This is a genomic window from Xanthomarina spongicola (assembly GCF_003148645.1).
Classification (GTDB): domain Bacteria; phylum Bacteroidota; class Bacteroidia; order Flavobacteriales; family Flavobacteriaceae; genus Xanthomarina; species Xanthomarina spongicola.
Genome location: NZ_QGGP01000006.1, coordinates 90317 through 111265 on the forward strand (window position 1 = coordinate 90317; position 20949 = coordinate 111265).

At 31.1% G+C, this 20949-nt stretch carries 22 protein-coding genes; 15 read left to right on the plus strand and 7 right to left on the minus strand.

Features of this window, described 5'->3' with window-relative positions; genetic code table 11:
• The first annotated feature begins 3 nt into the window (after positions 1–3).
• Together LX78_RS11595 and LX78_RS11600 are read left to right on the plus strand one after the other, a co-directional pair.
• Positions 4–675: a potassium channel family protein gene (locus LX78_RS11595; RefSeq protein ID WP_109682828.1), complete on the plus strand. Its 672-nt coding sequence runs from the start codon at positions 4–6 to the stop codon at positions 673–675.
• A gap of 63 nt (positions 676–738) precedes the next feature.
• Positions 739–1755: a quinone-dependent dihydroorotate dehydrogenase gene (locus tag LX78_RS11600; protein ID WP_109682829.1), complete on the plus strand. Its 1017-nt coding sequence runs from the start codon at positions 739–741 to the stop codon at positions 1753–1755.
• 47 nt (positions 1756–1802) lie between these two features.
• Here the strand turns inward: LX78_RS11600 and LX78_RS11605 are convergent, their stop codons facing one another.
• Positions 1803–3704, minus strand: coding sequence for a T9SS type A sorting domain-containing protein (locus LX78_RS11605; RefSeq protein ID WP_109682830.1), 1902 nt, complete (start codon positions 3702–3704; stop codon positions 1803–1805).
• A gap of 126 nt (positions 3705–3830) precedes the next feature.
• On the opposite strand from LX78_RS11605, the gene LX78_RS11610 reads away from it, so the two are divergent.
• The 7 genes from LX78_RS11610 (at position 3831) to LX78_RS11640 (ending at position 10207) form a co-directional block, all read left to right on the plus strand.
• A complete protein-coding gene (locus tag LX78_RS11610) occupies positions 3831–4448 on the plus strand; it encodes a LysE family translocator (protein ID WP_109682831.1) in 618 nt (205 codons plus the stop codon).
• A gap of 40 nt (positions 4449–4488) precedes the next feature.
• Positions 4489–5352, plus strand: a complete 864-nt coding sequence (locus LX78_RS11615; RefSeq protein ID WP_109682832.1) for a hydroxymethylglutaryl-CoA lyase — start codon at positions 4489–4491, stop codon at positions 5350–5352.
• Positions 5353–5525: 173 nt separating this feature from the next.
• Positions 5526–6704, plus strand: a complete 1179-nt coding sequence (locus tag LX78_RS11620; RefSeq protein ID WP_109682833.1) for a porin — start codon at positions 5526–5528, stop codon at positions 6702–6704.
• 107 nt (positions 6705–6811) lie between these two features.
• Complete coding sequence (locus tag LX78_RS11625) at positions 6812–7339, plus strand: FMN-binding protein (RefSeq protein WP_109682834.1); 528 nt, start codon at positions 6812–6814, stop codon at positions 7337–7339.
• A gap of 1 nt (position 7340) precedes the next feature.
• Positions 7341–7835 (plus strand): hypothetical protein, encoded by a 495-nt coding sequence (locus LX78_RS11630; RefSeq protein ID WP_109682835.1) that lies wholly within the window; start codon positions 7341–7343, stop codon positions 7833–7835.
• Between the two features lie 190 nt (positions 7836–8025).
• The gene (guaB, locus tag LX78_RS11635) at positions 8026–9498 is read left to right on the plus strand and encodes an IMP dehydrogenase (protein ID WP_109682836.1); all 1473 of its coding nucleotides are present in this window, start codon (positions 8026–8028) and stop codon (positions 9496–9498) included.
• Positions 9499–9553: 55 nt separating this feature from the next.
• A complete protein-coding gene (locus tag LX78_RS11640; protein WP_109682837.1) occupies positions 9554–10207 on the plus strand; it encodes a sterol desaturase family protein in 654 nt (217 codons plus the stop codon).
• Position 10208: 1 nt separating this feature from the next.
• Here LX78_RS11640 and LX78_RS11645 read toward each other — a convergent pair whose 3' ends face one another.
• Complete coding sequence (locus LX78_RS11645) at positions 10209–10793, minus strand: phosphatase PAP2 family protein (protein ID WP_109682838.1); 585 nt, start codon at positions 10791–10793, stop codon at positions 10209–10211.
• A 62-nt stretch (positions 10794–10855) separates the two neighbouring features.
• Complete coding sequence (locus tag LX78_RS11650) at positions 10856–11530, minus strand: SIR2 family NAD-dependent protein deacylase (protein ID WP_109682839.1); 675 nt, start codon at positions 11528–11530, stop codon at positions 10856–10858.
• Positions 11531–11639: 109 nt separating this feature from the next.
• Here LX78_RS11650 and LX78_RS11655 point away from each other — a divergent pair, with 109 nt between their 5' ends.
• The 4 genes from LX78_RS11655 to LX78_RS11670 are packed head-to-tail and all read left to right on the plus strand — an operon-like array spanning position 11640 to position 14495.
• Complete coding sequence (locus LX78_RS11655; protein WP_109682840.1) at positions 11640–12839, plus strand: CHRD domain-containing protein; 1200 nt, start codon at positions 11640–11642, stop codon at positions 12837–12839.
• Positions 12840–12898: 59 nt separating this feature from the next.
• Complete coding sequence (locus tag LX78_RS11660) at positions 12899–13552, plus strand: TrmH family RNA methyltransferase (protein WP_109682841.1); 654 nt, start codon at positions 12899–12901, stop codon at positions 13550–13552.
• Between the two features lie 37 nt (positions 13553–13589).
• Positions 13590–14117, plus strand: a complete 528-nt coding sequence (locus LX78_RS11665) for an SRPBCC family protein (RefSeq protein WP_109682842.1) — start codon at positions 13590–13592, stop codon at positions 14115–14117.
• A gap of 3 nt (positions 14118–14120) precedes the next feature.
• Positions 14121–14495, plus strand: coding sequence for a VOC family protein (locus LX78_RS11670; RefSeq protein WP_109682843.1), 375 nt, complete (start codon positions 14121–14123; stop codon positions 14493–14495).
• A gap of 36 nt (positions 14496–14531) precedes the next feature.
• Here the strand turns inward: LX78_RS11670 and LX78_RS11675 are convergent, their stop codons facing one another.
• Both LX78_RS11675 and LX78_RS11680 read right to left on the minus strand, forming a co-directional pair.
• Positions 14532–15311 (minus strand): carboxypeptidase-like regulatory domain-containing protein, encoded by a 780-nt coding sequence (locus LX78_RS11675; RefSeq protein ID WP_109682844.1) that lies wholly within the window; start codon positions 15309–15311, stop codon positions 14532–14534.
• Positions 15312–15397: 86 nt separating this feature from the next.
• Positions 15398–17260, minus strand: coding sequence for a DEAD/DEAH box helicase (locus LX78_RS11680; RefSeq protein WP_109682845.1), 1863 nt, complete (start codon positions 17258–17260; stop codon positions 15398–15400).
• Between the two features lie 312 nt (positions 17261–17572).
• Between LX78_RS11680 and LX78_RS11685 the strand changes: the two genes are divergently transcribed.
• Positions 17573–18205: a YceI family protein gene (locus tag LX78_RS11685; RefSeq protein WP_109682846.1), complete on the plus strand. Its 633-nt coding sequence runs from the start codon at positions 17573–17575 to the stop codon at positions 18203–18205.
• Between the two features lie 96 nt (positions 18206–18301).
• On the opposite strand, the gene LX78_RS11690 is transcribed toward LX78_RS11685, so the two are convergent.
• Together LX78_RS11690 and LX78_RS11700 are read right to left on the minus strand one after the other, a co-directional pair.
• Entirely contained in the window at positions 18302–18673 is a 372-nt protein-coding gene (locus LX78_RS11690; RefSeq protein WP_146192577.1) for a hypothetical protein, read from the minus strand.
• A gap of 585 nt (positions 18674–19258) precedes the next feature.
• Complete coding sequence (locus LX78_RS11700) at positions 19259–19834, minus strand: non-canonical purine NTP diphosphatase (protein ID WP_109682848.1); 576 nt, start codon at positions 19832–19834, stop codon at positions 19259–19261.
• A gap of 79 nt (positions 19835–19913) precedes the next feature.
• Here LX78_RS11700 and LX78_RS11705 point away from each other — a divergent pair, with 79 nt between their 5' ends.
• Positions 19914–20942 (plus strand): DUF4421 family protein, encoded by a 1029-nt coding sequence (locus tag LX78_RS11705; RefSeq protein ID WP_109682849.1) that lies wholly within the window; start codon positions 19914–19916, stop codon positions 20940–20942.
• Positions 20943–20949 lie beyond the last annotated feature (7 nt).

Below are 20949 nucleotides of genomic sequence, written 5' to 3' on the forward strand. Positions count from 1 at the left end.
TTTATGAACTTTGAAAGGCTATATACATATCGTTTTGAATTATTTTTTTTTAGTCTTATAGCTATTCTATTTGGATCATTACTTTTTCCAAAAGTTCTATTTGCTGAAATTATTTCACATATATTATTTTTAGTAAATATATCTTCTGGATATGTTATTTTTTCTAAAAGGCGTAAACAATCTAAAATAAGTATTTTATTGTTTTTTTTAGCTCTATCCGTCTTTTTATATAGGTTTGTAGGTAATAATACCAATACTACAATAGATTATATTAAAGTTTCAATTTACTTTATTTTTTACACTTTAATTACTTTCGAAATTATTAGACAAGTATGGCAAGCAAAAGAAGTTAATAAAAAAGTCATTTTCGGATTAATGAGTGGTTACGTATCTATTGGTCTTTTGGGTTTTTTTGTTTTTTTTAGTATTGAATTAGCTGCTCCCAATTCTTTTAATGGATTGGTTGAAGGAGCTACAATAACTAATAATATTGATAGCCTTATTTATTATAGTTATATAACTTTAATGACAATTGGTTATGGAGATATAACCCCAATTTCTGATATAGCTCAAAAAGCAACAATGTTTTTTGCCATGATGGGACAGTTTTATATGGTAATAGTTACTGCAGTTGTTGTTGAAAAATATATTAGACATTCGCATTTAAAAGAATAATTTCTACTTAAATAATTAATTAAGTTATTAGAATTGTATTTTTGTATTTTCAAAAATATATTCATGTACAAACTTATATTACGACCAATATTTTTTCTTTTCGATCCAGAGAAAATTCATCACTTTACGTTTTCAATGATTCGGTTTTTTAATAAAATTCCTTTTGTTTCTAATATCTTTAAGAGTATTTATACTGTTGAAAATGTACGTTTAGAAAGAGAATTATTCGGATTAAAATTTAAAAACCCAGTTGGTTTAGCAGCTGGTTTTGATAAGGACGCTAAATTATATAATGAACTTAATAATTTTGGTTTTGGTTTTATTGAAATTGGTACGCTAACACCAAAACCTCAAGAGGGAAATCCTAAAAAACGTTTATTTAGATTAAAATCAGACTCAGCTATTATTAACAGAATGGGTTTTAATAATGGTGGAGTTGTAGAGGCTGTTGAGCGTTTAAAGCAAAACAAAGGTGTGTTAATAGGAGGCAATATTGGTAAAAATAAAGTAACTCCCAACGAAGAGGCAGTAGAAGATTATAAAATATGTTTTCATGCCTTATTTGATTATGTCGACTATTTTGTGGTGAATGTAAGTTCGCCAAACACACCAAACCTTAGAGAACTTCAAGACAAAGAACCCTTAACGAGACTTTTACAGACTTTAAAAGATTTAAATGCTAAAAAAGTCTCACCAAAACCAATTCTATTAAAAATCGCACCAGACTTAACAGATAGTCAATTAATGGATATTATAGATATTGTTAAGGAAACTAAAATAGATGGCGTTATTGCCACTAATACAACTATTTCTTGTGAAGGCTTGACTAGTAAAAATAGAACAGAAACAGGAGGATTAAGTGGAAAGCCGTTAACAAATCGCTCTACTGAAGTAATCAGATTTCTTGCCGAAAAAAGTAATAAGGCATTTCCAATTATTGGAGTAGGAGGTATTCATTCTGTAACTGATGCTTTAGAAAAAATAGATGCAGGAGCCGATTTAATTCAGCTTTATACAGGTTTTATTTATGAAGGGCCTAAACTAATTAAAGATATTAATAAGGCGCTTTTAAAAGAGTAAAAAAAAGCACTCCAATGGAGTGCTTTTTTTATATAAATTATGTTTTCTTAAAGTTTAATAAACTTCTTGATGAATTTGAATCCATTAGATTCTAACGATAAAAAGTAAGTTCCAGAAGCCATATTTGAAACTTCAATTTTTTCATTTTCTAAATGCCCATTCATTATTTCTTGACCTAGAATATTCATAATTCTATAAGATACATCAGTTTGTGAAGAGGATAGTTTCACATTTAAAATATTGTCATTTACAGGATTTGGAAAGATTCTAACCGTTTCTTCATTAAAATTACTAATAGATAATGTGCCATTTATACTAATATCATCAATAGCAACATCACTATTAAAACTAGTACCTCTAATAGCTCTAAAACGAATTCTAATAGTTTGACCTGCATAAGAAAATAAATCCACTTGTCTCTCTAAAAATGCATCTGCATTTGTGGATTGTTGCTGACCTACTATTGCTGTTGTTACATCGTTTACAAATCCAGAACCAGAATCTATATCGACATGAAGTTCTCCCATAGAACTACCAAACATGTGATAGTAAAATGATAAAATAGCATCTGAATAATTTATATCAATACATGGAGACGTATATTCTGCTACATCACCTGAACTTGATCCAGAAGCTTCTGTGTAAATATATAGTCCATCTCCAGCTGGAGAATTATCTCCTGTTGGTCCAGTACTACCAGAAAGTGTTGTACCAGCGTTTAGTGTCCAAACAAATTCTGAACCTGATGTAGCTGTTGCTTTCCAACCATCTGCCTGTAAATTAGTAAGCGCATTAAAATCTCTATCCATTGGAAGATTAGTAGAGGCACCTACTTGTATATATTCAGATTCACTTTTTGTAATAGAAGATGTTGCATTATAAACAGTTAAAGTAACATCATAAAATCCTGGTGTATTATATGTATGACTTGGATTTTGTGTTGTATAATCTACAACATTATCTCCATCAACATCCCATTCCCAAGAAGTAGCACCAACACTATTATCTGTAAAGTTAACAGTTAAAGAGTTTGTACAGGTTTGTGTATTATTAGCAGTAAAATCTATATTAAAGCTAGCACAATTAAAATTGTTTCTGGTTGTTTGAAAAGTTGCATATAATCTAGCATATTGCTGTGGAGAAAAATAAGTTCTACAAGGCTTTCTAGAATAAGACATCACGTTGCTAGGGTCTGGAACATAAGTGTCTCCATTAGCATCCGTATCTGTACCAATATAAACACATGATGAGGTTACATTAGAATAAGATAATGTTGGGTCTGCAGGAGTATCACATAAATAATCTCCATCAGTTGTACAGTTAGAACCATCAACTAATTCAGTACCACCATTATGTGTATGTCTTAAGCTAAAAAAGTGTCCCATTTCATGTGCAAGAGTACTTCCATTTAATGCACAAGAATTAACCATGATTATAGTATCTGGACCACCTGGATAATATGCATAACCACAAACAGAACTTCCAGAACTAGCTCTAGTAGCACTATTTGCAAAATAGATATTTATTAATCCAGTTACATTATAGGCAGCTGTCATTGCAGCTTCATCAGAATCAATAAAATCGTAATAAGTACTATTGTCTATATAGTTAATACCATCACATAAATAAAAATTCATGTTTGCATTGGCATAGAATGCATTCATAACATTCATAGCATCGTTTAATTGCGTTACAGTTAAACCTCCAGTTCCACCAGTTGTTCTTATAACATGTGCTTTTACTGGAATAGAAGTAACAGATTGACGAGTACCTATATTCTTTAAATATTCTTGTTCAAATTGTATTATCTGCTCTTTGTTATTCTCGTAAAATTCTAAAGATTCAGGGGTTTCAATAACACCACATTCAGATATTTCTTGAGAAAATACGCTGTTTTGAAGTAGAATAAAGAAACAGAAAGTAAGTGCTAACTTTGTAATGTTTTTCATGTTTTAATTATTTATTATTTTAAGCTAAAATAAACATTTAAGATTAAAAGAGCTTTTTTACAAGAATTAAAAAGACACTAACAATACTATTATTATCCCTATTTTTACAAAAAAAAATTAAATACACTGAATTACGACCTTTTAATTTCGTTTGTTTTTGCAACGTCAGCATTAGCAATTTCTCCAGGACCAGATAATATTTATGTGCTTATGCAAAGTATGAGTCATGGGAAGAAATTTGGCTTAGCTACAGTTTCTGGATTAATTTCCGGATGTTTGGTACATACAACACTCGTAGCATTTGGCGTGTCGGTACTTATTAAAGAAAACGAATATATATATCTAATAATTAAACTATTTGGAGCTACTTATTTATTGTATTTAGCTTATAAAGTCTTTAAAAGTGATTCAGAATTAAGTTTGAATTCTAATCATGTTAAAAAGAAAACCTTAAGTCAATTATTTAAACAGGGTTTTTTAATGAATGTTTTAAACCCTAAAGTGTCGTTATTCTTTCTGGCTTTATTTCCTGGGTTTCTTTTTAGTAATTCTCTTAGTCAAGTAACTCAATTCTATGTTTTAGGTCTTTTGTTTATGGCAGTTTCATTTATTATTTTTTCTTCAATAGCATTATTAGCAGGAACCATTTCCAGTTATATGAAAAAGCATCATCAAGTAGGACTGTTTTTTAAATGGCTACAAATTATTGTGTTTGTAGGTATTGCAGTTTTCATCTTGCTTTAAAGAAAATAATACTATTTTTACATTTCCAATGTCAATATAAATGTTAGACAAAATTAAAGTTATTGAATGTCCACGTGATGCCATGCAAGGCATTAAAGCCTTTATTCCTACCGAAAAAAAAGTACAATACATTCAGTCTTTATTACGTGTTGGTTTTGATACTATAGATTTTGGAAGTTTTGTTTCTCCAAAGGCTATTCCTCAAATGGTTGATACTGCTCAAGTTTTAGAGCAATTAGATTTAAGTACAACGGAAAGTAAACTGTTGGCTATTATTGCAAATACTCGAGGAGCTCAAGATGCTTCTGTGCATCAACAAATAGATTACTTAGGTTATCCTTTTTCTATTTCTGAAAATTTCCAAATGCGAAACACGCACAAAACTATTGCACAATCTGTAATTACTCTAAGTGAAATACTTGAAATAGCTGATAAAACAAATAAAGAAGTTGTTGTTTATATTTCAATGGGTTTTGGAAATCCTTATGGAGACCCATGGAATGTTGACATAGTAGGAGAGTGGACAGAAAGACTTTCAAGAATGGGAGTAAGAATACTCTCTTTAAGTGACACTATAGGTAGTTCTAATCCTGAAAACATTAGCTATTTGTTTTCTAATTTAATTCCTAAATATCCTGAAATAGAGTTTGGTGCACACTTGCATACCACACCAACTACTTGGTTTGAAAAAGTGGATGCTGCTTATAATGCAGGTTGCAAAAGATTCGATGGAGCTATTCAAGGGTTTGGTGGTTGCCCAATGGCAAAAGACGAATTAACTGGAAATATGCCAACCGAAAAACTACTTTCCTATTTTACACAAAAAAAGGTATCTAACCTCAATGCTCTCAGCTTTGAAAGCGCTTATAACGAAGCAACCAAAATTTTTACTGCTTACCATTAATTTTTTTCTTCCCTAATTTTCATGTTTTCAGCATGTTAAAATTTTTGTTAAAATATTATTTAAATTTAATCTAAATAAACTTTGTGTATTTAAAATCCTATACTATTTTTGCCGACGAATTAATTCACTATTTAAAACAAGTCTAAATAAAAATAATACTTAATTACCCAAAAATGAAAAATGTTTTATTAGTAGTAGCCTTATTAATTTCAGCTATTACATTTTCCCAAACAGTACCAGATTCTTTATATACAAATCCACAACAACAACAAAATTCAGCACAACGTATCTTATCTGGTAATGTGAGTTCTGGAGTTACAGTAGGAGGTTATGGAGAAATTACATATAATCAGCCAGAAGGCAATAATGGCGAGCTAGACGTACAACGCTTGGTCTTATTATTTGGTTACAAATTTAGCGATAAAGTCCAATTTGTTACAGAAGTAGAATTTGAGCATGTGAGCGAAGTTTTTGTTGAGCAAGCTTTTTTACAATATAGTTTAACAGATAATTTAAATCTACGTGGAGGTTTAATGTTAATTCCAATGGGAATTATAAACGAATATCACGAACCTACAACCTTTAATGGTGTGGAGCGTCCAAGTATGGATAAGAGTATTGTACCAACAACTTGGAGAGAAATTGGAGTAGGTGTTGCAGGTAAAATTGATGATGCTTCATTACGCTACCAAGCATATATTTTTACAGGTTTTGCTTCAGTAAATGGGTCAAAATTATTGGGAGGTAAAGATGGTTTACGTAACGGAAGACAAAAAGGAATTCAATCTACTGTAGATTCACCTAACTTTTCGGCTAAATTAGATTATTATGGTTTACCAGGATTACGTTTAGGATTATCTGGATATGTTGGCCGTTCGCAAGCAGAAGACGATGTTGAAGAATTAGATGGCTCAAGTGTTGGTCTTTCAATGGTTGGTCTTGATGCACGTTATGCTTACAAGCGTTTATCTGCTCGTGGACAATTTGTGTACTCAGGTTTAACAGATACTGAAGCTTATAACGAATTATATTACGATTTGGAAGCTGATCCAACTCAAGGGTTAGGAAGCGCTATGCAAGGTTGGTATTTAGAAGCAGCATTTAATTTATTACCACTAACTAAAAAACAACAGTTATATGCCTTTGCACGTTATGAAGATTACGATACTAATGCAAAAGTAAAAGGAGACCTTTTAGTTAATGATGCATATAATAGAAGCGATTGGACATTAGGGTTAACTTATAAAATTACTCCAGGCGCTGTTGTTAAGGCAGATTACCAGTTTAAAAATGATGCAACAAATAACAGTTTGCCTAATCAATTAAACTTTGGAATAGGTGTTTGGTTCTAAAACAAGAATTAGTTTTTAATTGTTCTATAGCTAGAGATGACGTAAAATTCACTCTAGCTATTTGACATTTTAGTTGGTATCACTAAACATTTAAATATCTTTGCATAATGAATTTAAACCACACCATAATTTTATTTGTTTTTTTAGCACTTCAAGTAATTGGTTTGCCAAAAAATATCCAAAAGAAAGTAGATAAAGAGATTTCTGAAACGTTTAAAACTGAAACTTTTAAATTTGAATCTTTTAGTGTGCCACAAGATATTTCGAAACAATTACCTTCCAAATTTGAAGCAGATAACTTCTTTCAAATTTTTGAAAATAACAAGTTAATTGGATATGCCTATGTTTCTGAAGCACCAAGTAAAACAGATGCATTTGATTATTTAGTTTTATTAGATACTGAGCTCGTAGTACTAAATACAAAGATTCTAATTTACAGAGAAGATTATGGAGGAGAGATTGGTAGTAAGCGATGGTTAAGACAATTTGTAGGCAAAACGCAGAACGACGATTTAAGATATGGAGATAATATTATGGCTATTTCTGGGGCAACTATTTCTGTAAGATCCATGACAACTGCTATGAATAATTTATTAAAATCTTTAAAAATTCTTCATTCAAAAAACATAATTTAATATGCAACTAAATGGCTTAATATACTCATTCCCAAAAGAAATAAAGTTCTTAATTGCAGCATTTATTATTGTGTTAAGTATTGGTTTTTATACAGGATTGCTTTTTGTTGGCGAAACATCTACAGCAAATCCAAATGGTATTGAAGAACAATATTTAGGAAATGAATTTAATGAAGAAGCTACTGTTATGAAATTCAAAAAAAGCGAGCAAGAAATGCTTACTTTGGTTCATAATCATATTCTATCTATGTCAATTATTTTCTTTTTAGTTGGTGTAATTTTAAGCACAACCAAGCTAAATATGAAACTTAAACTGTTTTTAATTGTCGAGCCTTTTCTATCTGTTATCTTAACATTTGGAGGCCTGTACTTGCTTTGGACTGGACTGCTCTGGATGAAATATATTGTCATGTTTTCTGGAATTTTAATGACACTTACATTCACCCTTTCAATCTTAATAATTTTGTTCCAATTATTAAATAAAAAAGAATCATAAGTATTTATTTTTTCTATAAAAAGCAATTCTGTTTTTAGCCGTAATAATAAGTAAATAATAAAGAATTGATTTGTCTTAAATACCTTAAGAGTTTATTGAAAATCTGAATAAAAATAATTTAAGAATAAGTTAAAACTTAATTCCCTATAAATATTGTATATTTGCACGCAATTATAAATGTAATTGCAATATGACATCACATTCAAACAAAATTGTAGGAGAAGGACTAACTTACGACGACGTCCTATTAATTCCAGCTTTTTCAGAAGTCTTACCTCGAGAAGTCAATATTCAATCAAAATTCTCTAGAAACATTACTATAAATATTCCAATAGTTTCAGCTGCTATGGATACTGTTACAGAAAGTGCTATGGCTATTGCTATGGCTCGTGAAGGTGGAATTGGTGTACTTCATAAAAATATGACGATTGCACAACAGGCTAACGAAGTTCGTAAAGTAAAGCGTGCTGAAAGTGGTATGATTACAGACCCTGTTACTTTAACCATAGATGCAACAGTGCTTGATGCTAAACAAAATATGGCAGAACATGGTATTGGTGGTATTCCAATTGTGGATGACCAAGGTTTTTTAAAAGGTATTGTAACCAATAGGGATTTGCGTTTTGAAAAAGATGGCGAAAGACCAATTGTTGAAGTTATGACTAGTGGTAGATTAGTAACAGCACCAGTTGGAACGTCTTTACAGCAAGCTGAAGTCATTCTACAAGAACATAAAATTGAGAAATTATTGATTGTCGATGATAATTATAAGCTAGCAGGTTTAATAACCTTTAGAGATATTACAAAACTTACTCAAAAACCCATTTCAAATAAAGATGTGTTTGGTCGTTTGCGTGTAGCTGCTGCTCTTGGAGTAACTGCAGATGCTGTAGAGCGTACCGAAGCTCTAGTGAAGTCTGGTGTAGATGCAGTTATTATAGATACAGCTCATGGTCATACAAAAGGAGTTGTTGCAGTGCTTAAAGAAGTAAAAGCAAAATTTCCAAAATTAGATGTCATAGTTGGAAATATAGCAACTGGAGCAGCTGCAAAATATTTAGTTGAAGCTGGAGCAGATGCTGTAAAAGTTGGGATTGGTCCTGGTTCTATTTGTACAACTCGAGTAGTTGCAGGAGTTGGATATCCTCAATTTTCAGCAGTATTAGAAGTTGCAGCAGCCATTAAAGGATCAGGAGTTCCTGTAATTGCAGATGGTGGAATTAGATACACAGGAGATATCCCAAAAGCTATAGCAGCAGGTGCGGATACGGTTATGTTAGGTTCTTTATTAGCTGGAACTAAAGAAAGTCCAGGTGAAACAATAATATACGAAGGAAGAAAATTTAAGTCTTATAGAGGCATGGGTTCAGTAGAAGCCATGAAACAAGGAAGTAAAGACAGATATTTTCAAGATGTTGAAGACGATATTAAAAAATTAGTTCCAGAAGGCATTGTTGGTCGTGTCCCTTATAAAGGTGAATTATACGAAAGTATTCATCAGTTTGTTGGTGGCTTAAAAGCTGGAATGGGTTATTGTGGTTCCAAAGATATTAACACACTACAATCAACAGGACAATTTATAAAAATTACAGCTTCAGGTATTAATGAAAGCCATCCTCATGATGTTACAATCACTAAGGAATCTCCAAACTATTCTAGATAGTTTACATTAGATTTTATTTTTTTTTATAATTTTGCAACATCAAATAAAACAAATTATGAAACCAGAAGTTACTACTGATTTTCAGACTGGTCAAGCAGAAATATTTAAGAATCCAATCTTGGAGCGTTTAACCAAAACAGATCCAATATCTAATATTATTGTTTATGGTTTGGTCATAGCTTTTTTAGTTTATTTAGCTATTGTCGTGAAAGATTTAAGTGTTTTATCTTTTATAGGTTTGTTTGTTTTTGGCTTATTTTTCTGGACATTTGCTGAGTATATGCTGCATCGCTATGTGTTTCATTGGGTAACAGAAGCTAAATGGTCTCAAAGATTTCACTTTATTATGCATGGAGCTCATCATAACTTTCCAACAGATAAAGATCGCTTGTTAATGCCACCAGTTCCTGGTATTATTTTAGCATCTTTTTTATTCGGAATTTTTTATTGTGTTTTTTGGATTATTGGCTACTCATCTTTAGTTTATGGATTTTTTCCAGGATTTTTTGTAGGTTATTTAATGTACTCATTTGTTCACAGAGCAACTCATGTTATGCGTCCTCCTAAAAGATTTAGAGATTTATGGCATCACCATAGTTTGCACCATTATAAGTATCCAAATAAGGCTTTTGGTGTATCTAATACTTTCTGGGATAAGGTGTTTGGTACAATGCCTCCAAAAAAGGATAAGAGAGTTTCTTCAAAATAAATTAAAACTCATATTTAAAAGTAAGAAGGTATTGCTTGTTTCCTGAGTAAAACCCAACATTAATCTTGTTTTTTTCGTATGGTTTGGTAAAAATATACGTGCTGCCAATGCCAATGGCTGCACCTCCAAGAACATCCCAAATGTCATGCCATCCATCAGGACCTTCCATTCTGCTTATGCCAACAATGGTAGCTAATACATAAGCCCATTTTCCATATTTCCAGCCATAACGTCTTTGTATAAAAGAAGCACCACTAAAGGCTGAGGTTGTATGTCCAGATGGAAAAGCATCGTATAGATTTCTATCTTCTGGTCTTTCCTTTTTTACTATTTTTTTTAATGCATGAGAGATTACAAATCCTGTAGCATAAGAAAAAGCAAATTGTTTACTTCCTTGCCAGTCTTTTTTGATAATAGTAGTTAGTCCAGCAGCAACAGGAAGAGCTATTTGTAAAAAATCTCCTGTATCTTCTAAAACATATTCCCATTTTTCATGTGTACTGTTTGGGTTAGGGTCTACAGATTGAGCATAAGAAAAATTAACTAAGTTTATAAAGAATAGTAATATGGTGATTATTCTTAGCATGAATGAGAAACTAGTTAGTAACTTTAAAACTCAATTTTTATCTTTTATATTGTATAAAGGTATTAAGAAAAAAGCTTTATAAGTTTTTTTACTCCTTCAGTTGCAGTTTCAGGAATCACTACTATTCTATTATTATTTACTTTGGCCGGTTTTGGGTCTATATAATAAATTGGAATATGTTGTGGTACAAAATCTATCAGACTAGCTGCTGGATATACTTGCATAGATGTACCAATTATAACAAGAATATCGGCAGTTTCGCATACTTTTATAGCTTCATCCATCATTGGTACAGCTTCACCAAACCATACAATGTGAGGTCTAATTTGGTAACCTTGTTTACATAAATCTCCAAGTAAAATATCTTTCTTCCAATAAAAAATATCTAGTTCGTTATAACAACTTCTTGCTTTTTGTAATTCGCCATGTAAATGAATAATCTGAGAGCTACCTGCTCTTTCGTGTAAATCATCTACATTTTGAGTAACTATAGATACTTTGTATTTAGATTCAAATTTAGCCAAAACTCTGTGTGCCTCATTAGGTTCTACTTGTAAAAGTTGTTTTCTTCGTTGGTTATAAAAATCTAAAACCAATTCTGGGTTTTTAGCAAACCCTTGTGGAGATGCTACTTCCATAACATCGTGTCCTTCCCAGAGACCATCTGCATCTCTAAAAGTTTTAATACCACTTTCAGCACTTATTCCTGCTCCTGTAAGTACAACTACATGTTTCATTTTTCAAGATTATATTTATACATTCTTAAAATAAAATAGAAAAGGTCTACAACTAGACTTTAAAAATTTATATATTATGTGTAATATTACAAATAATTTAATACTGATTATGAAGAAAAATTTTAAGTCTCTATTTTTAGTTTTGCCACTAGTTTTATTTTTTAGCTGTAGTGGAGATGATAATATTACTCCAATTCCTTCAAGTCAAATATCTAAAACCTTTGCTTTAGGTTCTATAGATGATAATAGTGTAACTGGAACTGCAAAGTTTATTAAAAATGAAGATAACTCTACGACTGTGGAATTAGATTTTACAGCAATTCCAACAGGAGGCTCTCATCCAGCTCATATTCATTATAATACTGCAGCCGAAGGTGGAGGTATTGCAATTACATTAGGAACAGTAAATGGAGATACAGGATTTAGCTCCATTACTTTTACAACGTTAGATGATGGAACTCCAATAACATATGATGAATTAATGAGTTTTGATGGCTATATAAATGTTCATGAAAGTGAAACTCAATTAAACATTATTGTGGCACAAGGCGATATTGGTCAAAACGAATTAACAGGAGTTTCTAAAACATACTCGTTAGGAGAAAAAGATATTCCTGGGATTTCTGGAACGGCTGTTTTTTCTGAACGTGAGAATGGAGAAGCTCTTGCTGTTATTCAATTATCAAACACCATTTCTGGTGAGATGCATCCAGCACATATACATAATAATACAGCTGTTGAAGGTGGAAATATTGCCTTCACTTTTAATCCTGTTGATGGAGATACAGGTAAAAGTGTCACTAATGTGTCTCAACTAGACGATGCAATTTCATTCTTATATTTAGATGTAGTTGATTTTGATGGTTATATAAATGTACATGAAAGTGACATGACTCTTGGAACTATTATAGCTCAAGGAGATATTGGTCAAAATGAGCTTACTGGAGAATCTATTGTATACCTTCTAAGCGAAGTAGATATGTCTGGAGTTAGTGGAAGAACTACTTTTTATGGAAGAACCAATGGTGAAGCATTAGCAGTAATAGAATTGCAAAATACTCCAATAGATGGAGTGCACCCAGCCTATATATATTCGAATGATGTGGCTACAACAGGAGATATTATTTTTACTTTTAATCCAGTAGATGGAAATACAGGAATAAGCCAAACAAATCTTGCAGTTTTAGATAATGATACTGTTTTTGGTTTTGAAGATGTATTAGGTGTTAATGGTCATATTAATGTTCATTTAAGTGAAATTTTAATAAACATGATTATTGCTCAAGGTAATATTGGCTCTAATGATTAATTCAAATTATAATTGAATTAAAAACCTGATGTTTTATCAGGTTTTTTTATTTTTATTACATGGTAGATTTAAAACTATTAGCATATTTAGAAACCTATTTAACAGAAAATAGAAGATTGCGTTTCGATACCGTTTTAAGCCAACGCACAAAACATTTTACAGTTGCTACAGAAGATGTCTATCAATTACATAATACAAGTGCTGTTATTAGAAGTTGCGATGTATTTGGAATTCAAGAAGTTCATATTATTGAAGAAACAAATACTAAACGTATAGATAGAGAGATTGCAATGGGAGCTCAAAAATGGGTGGATTTACATAGGCATCATTCTGTAAAAGACAGTATCAAAGACTTAAAAGGAAAAGGTTATCAAATAGTTGCTACAACTCCACATACAACAGACTGTTTGCTTCATGAATTCGATGTTTCTAAAAAGTCTTGTTTTTTCTTTGGAAGGGAAACCCAAGGTTTGTCTCAAGAAGTTCTAGATCAAGCAGATTGTTTTTTAAAAATTCCTATGTATGGTTTTACTGAAAGCTTAAATATTTCCGTTTCTGCAGCAATTATACTACAGCATGTTACAACTAAATTAAAACAAACGGATATTTCTTGGCATTTAACACTAGAAGAGCAACAAGAAAAACGATTGGATTGGATAAAAAAGACCATTAAAAGTTACGATGAGATTGTAGAGCGTTTTTACAACCAATAATTTTTGTAAATTTATTGAAACTAACAAACTAATAATCATGATTGTTTTATACATATTACTCGGACTTATAGGTATTATAATTCTATTGGCTTTAATAGCGCCAAAGAAATATGAAGTAAATAGGAGTGTTATTATCGACAAATCTCTTCCAGAAGTATTTCAATATTTAAAATTTGTAAGAAATCAAGATCATTGGTCTCCATGGAAAAAGAAAGATCCAAACATGAAACAAGAATCTGTTGGTACAGATGGAGAAGTTGGTTTTATAGCTAAATGGGAAGGAAACAAACAGGTTGGTACTGGAGAACAAGAAATACTTCATATAGAACATAACGAACAAATTAAAACACAATTACGCTTTTTAAAGCCTTGGAAATCTGTTTCAGATGCTTATATAAAAGTAACAGAAGTAGATACAAATCAAACCAATGTAACTTGGGGATTTACAGGTAATAATCCAGTACCAATGAATATTTTTATGCTCTTTTTTAATTTTGAAAAAGCAGTAGGAAAAGATTTTGAAGAAGGTTTAGCTAGCTTAAAAGAGATATTAGATAAACAATAAATTATGAAGCATAACATGGTAGGTTGGTTTGAAGTTCCAGTTAATAACATGGAAAGAGCTAAAAAATTTTATGAAACAGTTTTTAAGGTAGAAATTTCTATTCAAGATTTTGGAGGTATTTTAATGGGTTGGTTTCCAGATAGAGGTAATGTTCCTGGAGCCCAAGGAACTCTAATTAAGCAAGACACTTATGTACCAAGTCAAGAAGGTACTTTGGTTTATTTTGTTAGTGAAAATGTACAAAATGAATTAGATAGAGTAGAAGCTGCTGGAGGTTCTATTTATCAGCCAAAAACGCAAATCTCACCAGAACATGGTTATATGGCAGTTTTTATAGATACTGAAGGCAATAGAATTGCATTACACTCAAGAGCATAAAAAAAGCGAAAGATTATCTTTCGCTTTTATATTTTTTTAAAGTCTTCCTTTATTTTTACTCCTGCTCAATACTTTATATTCTTCGTAACATTCGCTAATAGCATCTAATATTTGAAGATCGTTAGCTGTTTGAATAAAGCTTTTAGAATAATTACATTGCCTAATTATTTCATCTAAATCTGCACGATCTACTTGTAATAACGCTGTAAGCATCTCTCTGTCAAATCTATTAGCAAGAAGGGTTCTAATTTCATCATCTTGCTTCATTTGTTTTAACTTACGCATTTCGTTTGGCTGTTTTCCAAACATACTATACAAAAAATCGGCAGGATTAAAAACAGCTCCTAGAACTCTAGTTACTGCATTGGTTGATGAACCTCCAGCTTCATAACCCGTTTGAAGACCAGAAATATTATATCTATAATTCGTGTTTATAGGTACTTGTTTAATGTCTACTTCTAGAAATCCAGTTAGTTTAAATTCGTTAATAACAACTTCTTCTAAAGCAAATGCTAATTCTGTTAATTGAATGGTAGAACTACCAAATTTAATCCAGTCATTAGTAACACGTACTTTAATCGATTTAAAACCTAAATAAGAGAAATGTAGTGTGTCTGTAGCTTTTGCTTTAATTTCAAACTCACCTCTAGCATTTGTAGTAGTTCCTTTAACTTGGTTTAAGTTAACAATATTGACACTTTCTAAAGGGACTCCTTCAGAAGCATTAATAACAACTCCTTTTACAGTTGTGTCTTCTTGACCAAACATAAAAGAGCTTATTAAAATAAGCATAATAAGGAGCAGTTGTTTCTTCATTTAAGCAATATTGGGTATAAAAGTACTAAACTAAACGATAATACATTTAAGTATCTTATATTTTGACTTAAAATTAACAAATAAGTTTAACGTCTAGAACGTCTTGGTCTGTCTGAACTTGACACAGAGTCCGAACGTCTAGAACGCGATTCGCTACTTGAAGAACTTCGTCTGTCGCTTCTATTGCCTTCACTTCTTGAACTCGAGCGTCTATCGCTTCTATTACCATCGCTTCTAGAGTTAGAACGTCTATCTCCTCTAGGCTTATCATCGCTACGTCTTCTGCTTCCTCCACCATCACGACGTCTTTTATTTCTACTAGTTCCACGACCTTTATCTTCGCTAATTTCAACATTAACAAAGCGTCCATCGTGTTTATAATCTGTAAAGAATGCTAATACTTTTTCCTGAAGCTCTTTTTCTGTATTAAAGAATGAAAAACTTTCTTTAACATCTACTTTAAAGACATCGTCTCTTCCTAGTTCCAGAACTTCTTTTAAGAAATCTTTCAATTTCATCCAATCGTATCCATCTTTTCTACCTACGTTTATAAAGTAACGAGAATCGTTAGAGTTGCTTCTATAGTCTCTTCCACCACTATCTCTATCTTCACCACGTGACGTGTCTGAAACATTTAAGTTTTTAGTTTTCTGATAGTAATTAAAGAATCTTGTAAATTCTACAGAGAAGAATTTTTTAATTAATTCGTCTTTAGTAGTATCTTCAAATAAGTCGTTAATACTATCTAAATACTTATCAATTTCATGATTGATTTCTGTATTATGAATTTTATTAGCAAGCGACATTAATTGAACTTCGCAAATTTCCATTCCATCTGGAATTTCTTTTAATTCGAATTTCTGATTAATAATACGCTCAATACTTTTTATTTTTCTTACTTCACTTTTAGAAACAATAACCATGGAGATACCTGTTTTACCAGCACGTCCTGTTCTTCCAGATCTATGTGTGTAAATTTCTGGCTCATCTGGTAATTGGTAGTTGATTACGTGTGTAATATCGTCTACATCAATACCACGAGCAGCAACATCTGTAGCAACCAACATTTGTATTTGTTGATTTCTAAAAGATTTCATGACTAAATCACGTTGGTTCTGACTTAAATCGCCATGTAAAGCTCCTGCACTATAACCATCTTCAATTAAGTTTTCGGCTACTTTTTGAGTATCGCGTTTTGTACGACAGAAAATTACAGAGAAAATATCTGGATTTGCATCTGCCAAACGTTTTAAAGCTTGGTATCTGTCTCTAGCATTCACTAAATAATACTCATGAGAGACTTGATTGGTACTTTCATTTTTATTTCCAACAGTAATTTCCTGTGGACTTTTCATGAATTTTTTTGCAATTGTAGCAACTTCTTTAGGCATTGTTGCTGAAAATAGCCAAGTGCTTTTGTCTTCTGGTGTATGCGATAAAATATCTGTTATATCTTCTTTAAAACCCATGTTTAGCATTTCATCGGCTTCATCTAAAACAGCGTACTGTATTTTAGAGATATCAACCAAACGTCTACTAATCATATCTTTCATTCTACCAGGAGTAGCAACAATAATTTGTGCGCCACGTTTTACTTCACGTGCTTGATCTGTAATGCTAGAACCACCATAAATGGCAACAACGTTAAGGCCTTTACAATATTTACCATATTGTTTCATCTCGTTTGTAATTTGCAAACAAAGTTCGCGAGTAGGAGACAGGATTAATCCTTGAGTTGTTCGGCTATCAATATCAATTTTTTGAAGCATAGGAAAGCCAAAAGCAGCAGTTTTACCTGTTCCTGTTTGTGCTAATGCAACTAAATCTGTTTCACTTTCTAATAAAATTGGGATTGCTTTTTCTTGGACCTCACTTGGTGTTTCAAAGCCTAAATCTGTAATTGCGTGTAATAGATCTTCATTAAGACCTAAATCTTGGAATGTGCTCATTCGTGTTTAATAAGTAATCGATTATGTTTTGTAGTGTTACAAAAGAAGTGAATCGACATACTTAAACCTAAACTTCTAGTAACACATCCTCACTCTGAGGAATTTTCAAGGTGCAAAGGTACGTATTTATTTGAGATTTCAATATAGAGACTATAAGAATCTTTAAATTAGGAGTTTAGGCTCTATTTTTTATAATCTATAAAAGAAACCAATTTGGGTTTCAAACACATAAATTTGCACTTTTTTTGCATTTATTTGACAGATTTAAAAAGATACTCAACTTATATTCGTAGAAATAATAAATATCATATCATGAAGAAAATAAAAAATATAGTATGGTCATTGGTTGCCTTATTAATTATTATTGTTGTTAGTGGCTATACTAAAAGCACTTCGGTTTTACCAAAAAATGAAACCGTTATATTGAAAGAAACTAATCAAATTCAGACTATTAATTTGTTTGTAACACATGGACATTGCAGCACACCTTTTAGTGGAATTGTTGAGAATTTAAAAGTCGATGTTCCTAAAAGACTTGACTTTGGTAATCCTCTTGAAAACATGGAAATCTCTTTTGAAGTAAACCCAAACACGTTTAATGTATGTGCTGGAGACGAATTAACAGAAAGAGTAAAAACACCTGGATTATTTATTAACGAGAAAAAAGATAACATGATTTTCAAATCCACTCAAGTTTATACTATGGGACTTGATTGGTATCAGGTTAATGGTAAATTGTCAATAAAAGGAGTAGAAAAAGATGTCAAGTTTTTTGTGTCTGGTATTAGAGATCCAAAGGACACGATGGCTAGTTCTCTAGTAGTAGAAGGACAAATGAATTTACTTGATTGGGGAATTGATTATGATAAAATTGTTTACGGTAAATCAGATTCTGTTCCAACAAAATGGATGCATATTAATATGAAGATTGATCTGTCTTCTTAATCGAAAATGGAAGTTTAATTGATAAAAATAAGCAATTTTTATACTTGATGTTGTAGGTAGTTATTTATTCAATGCGAATCTAGTTCCATCTTAAACTCATTCAATTTCTTCGTAATCAGTTATTAATACAGGTAGTGTTTCTTTGTCTGAAATTTGAATATTCTGAATAGTTGTGATATTTGGTTTACAAAAAAGATATTTATCTTCAGAAATCTTAATAGCAGATTTTAGTCTTGTTTCAATCACATAGTTCTTTGTTTTTAATAAAATTTTCTTGAATTCTATGTCATTTTTACTACTAATCAAAACTATTAAATCTTTTGAAATATAATTATAAGCTGTATAAACATAGTAATAATCAATATAGGATACATTCAATACTTTGACAACTTTTGTTTGACAAAAAGCAATATTACTGAATAGGAATAAAAGAAGGATTAATGTTTTTTTCATAAGTGTATTTTTCATTACCTATAACAGTTTTGTATATGATTAGTGGTGTGATTATGCAAATAATTTAGTAAATAAAAAACAGATGGAAAATCTACGAGATTTTTCGTAAGAAGACTAGAACCAAGTAATAAAATATATACGTTGTTTTTTACCGTATTTTATCAAATTTACTTGTTTTGGAAAACACGTGTCACAACTAATATTAGACCTACAATGAAAACAGTAGTAAAAATAATCTTGTTGTGTTTTGCTAACCAATTAGGAAGAAAAATATCAAAATTTTCTTTTTGAGAATCCGAGTATTTACGTGCAAGTAAAGTTAGAGGACAAAACATTTTAAAAACTAGTAAAACAAATCCTTCTCCGATTATTAATCCGATTCCGATCCACGTGAAAGTATTAACTCGATTAGTAATTCCTGAATATAAAATGTAAAATATTACAAATACAAAAAAAGCCCAGATTATAGTATGGATTAATTTTATTGCTAGCAGCTTGTCTGATTGATTCATACGTTCATAACTCATATGGTGTACAACTCGTTATATAAACTCAAATATAGCTTATTAACAATTAATTTTTTTGACAGAAATACATTAATCACATCTTATTAAGATAATCAACTAACTGTTTTACTGCTTTTCCACGATGTCCAATTTTGTTTTTTTCATCTAAAGAAATTTCAGCAAAGGTTTTTGTGAAACCTTTGGCTTTAAAAATTGGATCGTAACCAAAACCTTGTTTACCATGCTTTTCAGTGGTAATTTCTCCTTTACAAATACCTGTAAAAGTATGTAATTTCCCATTTAAATAAAGTGCAATAACAGTTTTAAACTGGGCTTTTCTATTTGTGGATAAATTAAGTTCATCTAGAAGTTTATTCATATTATCAGTAGCATCACGTTGTTCTCCTGCATAACGTGCAGAATACACTCCAGGTTCTCCATTTAAGGCTTCAACTTCTAAGCCAGTGTCATCTGCAAAACAATCGTATCCATAATGCGTTTTAATATATTCTGCTTTTTGTATTGCATTACCTTCTATGGTGTCTTGGGTTTCTGGCACATCTTCAAAACAGCCAATGTCTTGTAAACTAAGGAGGTTTATTTTTTTTGGAATTAAACTTTGTACTTCTTTTAGTTTATTTAAATTATTGGTGGCGAAAACAAGTTGCATTTTAATTGAATTAGTGTAATTTTAGATTTTTATGATTTGTTCAATATAAACAGACACAAATTTAGTTTTTTTAAATTACATGGTTAATAGAATCTTCCTTCTTGTTTTGTCATTTATTGTTTCGTTTTCTGTACAATCTCAAATAATAAAAGAAAGTGATTCTTTGATAAAAGATAAAGAGTCTTTAAGTGTCTTGCAAATTGTAGATTCACTATTTATAGATCATAATATAAAAAACTATTCACTTCGCTTATTTACAAATTACAAGGTTAAAAAGTTTAACATTCGAAACGATAATTCAAAATTACAGTATGTGCCTAATAATAAGTATGGCGTAGGTTTTGGATTTGCTAGTAGTAAAGTTTTAATTGATATTGCCTTTAATTTAAAGACAAATAAGGAAGAAATTACGAATCGATTTGATGCTCAAGGCACATTAATTGTTGGGAAACACCATTATGTAAATGGCTTTCTGCAGTTATATAAAGGGTTTAATGTAAAAAACGATTTTAATGAGCCTAGTGTGTTTAGAAGTGATATTAAATCTGTTACAGTAGGATTTAATTATCTATTTACTTTATCTGAAATTGAATTTTCGTATTCGCTTTTAAAAGCAGGTTTAGCTAAACGAAATAAAAACGTATACATAACAGGTGGACTTGGATTTTTTGGTGTTTATGATTCCTTTTCAGCTGATAGTGATATCATGCCAGAGAATGGTGAGTTGTATTTTAATGAGCAAGCACACATAAAAAGATATAATAGTGCTGCAGTAGGAGTTTTAGGAGGGTTTTTATCGGTTTTTATGTTGCCTAAAAACTTTATTGCATCTTGTAATATAATGCCAGGAATTGCCCTAATGAATAAAAAAGTTGATTTAGAGGATGATAACTATAGACCATCTAATCCCATGCTTTATAAATTAGATTACACGCTAGCTTTAGGATATAATGCAAAGCGCTATTATATAACTTTAATTTATGCAGATGGTTTGTATTCAACTAGTTTAGACTATGGAAATAAGTACGTGTTTAGTCTTACTAAAGCGAAATTAGCTTTTGGTTATAAATTAGGTGTGAATAAATTGAAAAAACGCGATAAACACTAACAAAGTC